The 1,463-nt window shown below is 44.7% G+C and carries 2 protein-coding genes; one reads left to right on the plus strand and one right to left on the minus strand.

Going from position 1 to position 1,463, the window contains the following annotated elements; translation table 11 throughout:
• Nucleotides 1–218: 218 nt before the first annotated feature.
• Nucleotides 219–641: a hypothetical protein gene (locus ACWATR_RS39970; RefSeq protein ID WP_460345908.1), complete on the plus strand. Its 423-nt coding sequence runs from the start codon at nt 219–221 to the stop codon at nt 639–641.
• A gap of 115 nt (nt 642–756) precedes the next feature.
• Here ACWATR_RS39970 and ACWATR_RS39975 read toward each other — a convergent pair.
• The coding region (locus ACWATR_RS39975) for an ABC transporter permease (protein ID WP_460345911.1) at nt 757–1,463 on the minus strand (707 nt) is incomplete at its 5' end.

Consider the following 1,463-nt stretch of genomic DNA (forward strand, 5'->3'; position numbering starts at 1 on the left):
ACTTTCATTTCTTTGGAAGAAAGCTTTATTCGGAATGTGCAGGTAAGTTTGTAGAGATGCAACGACTTCTTCTGTGTTGTCTATCTGAAAAGGAGGACCTCAGAAGAAGTCGCTTATGTGTTTTTGCGGACCATATTCAACAGAAATTGTGGATCATTAACTTTTTTCTTACCTTTCTGCTTGATTATAATTCAGACTGTAAAACCTAAATGATACTGATGAAAACGATTAAGCAGATTTCTTTTCTGTTGCTGACAAGCCTTGCCTTATTCTCTTGCAGCAAAGGTGGTGATGGAGGTGGATCAACTCCCCCGCCCCCTCAGGAGGCCAACCTTACCATTACTACCAATCCAGCGAATAACGCTGTGGTTCCAGCTGCGGTAGGCACTACCTTTCCGGTAACCATCAATGTAACTTCAACCATGCCCTCACAAGGGGTTAGGATAGAAGTGACTGCTGCGCCAGAGGCCGGTGGGGCCAGTTTTTTCACCAGCAACACTACCAGTTCTAACGCAAGCAATACGATCACCATCAACAATACCCCTGCTCAAGTTTCTTGCGTTGTGAACATTCGTGTAAGTTCAGTGGCTCGACCATCCAACGCAGCTACTAGCTCCTACCGCTATTCCAGAAAAAACTAAAAAATTTCTCCTAAGCAATTGTAGCGATTCAATAGACAGGCAGTTGGTGTTTTTAGTAGGATTTCATTCCAACAACTGGGGGCTTCATATTAAAAAACATCCGTTCTTTCGTTGTTCATCCTCTGCGATCAAAGCTGTCTTTGATGGCTAATCCCAGCAGGTTAAAAGCCAATACCAAGAGTACGATCGCAATTCCAGGCACTATAGCTAAAAAAGGCTGATTGGTGATGATAAAGTTGTAGTGCTCTCTCATCATCAACCCCCAACTGGGTTGAGGAGCCTGTACGCCAACTCCTAAAAAGCTAAGTCCAGCCTCTAATACAATAGCACTGGCGAAATTAGCGGCGCACAAAACAATTACCGGTCCCATAACATTTGGCAATATATGACGAAACATGATTCTGAATTCGCCATACCCAAGTGCGCGGGCTGCTTCCACGTAAGTCAATTCTCTTTCGCTCAACACTTTGCCCCGAACCAATCTGGCCACATTCACCCAAATAGAGAGCCCAACGGCGGCGAAAACTTGCCAGAACCCTTTGCCCAAAATCCAAGTAATGCCAAAAACCAATAAAAGGGTTGGGATGCTCCACACTACATTCACAACCCATTGAATCAGCTGGTCGATTTTTCCCCGATAAAAGCCGCTCAACATCCCAAGAAAAACACCTAAAACTAGGCTGATGACCACCGCGACCAGTCCGACCGACAAACTTATTCTCGCCCCTAGAACCAATCGGCTCAAGATATCTCTCCCATATAAATCCGTTCCCAGATAGAAGGTTAAGGTGGTTGCTTTGATGTTGGGACTGTTTTTTATGA

Source organism: Nostoc sp. UIC 10890 (assembly GCF_054786515.1).

Bases quoted from the DNA above. Each gene is read 5' to 3' on its own strand.
- ACWATR_RS39970 (WP_460345908.1), top strand. From the start codon at position 219: ATGAAAACGATTAAGCAGATTTCTTTTCTGTTGCTGACAAGCCTTGCC.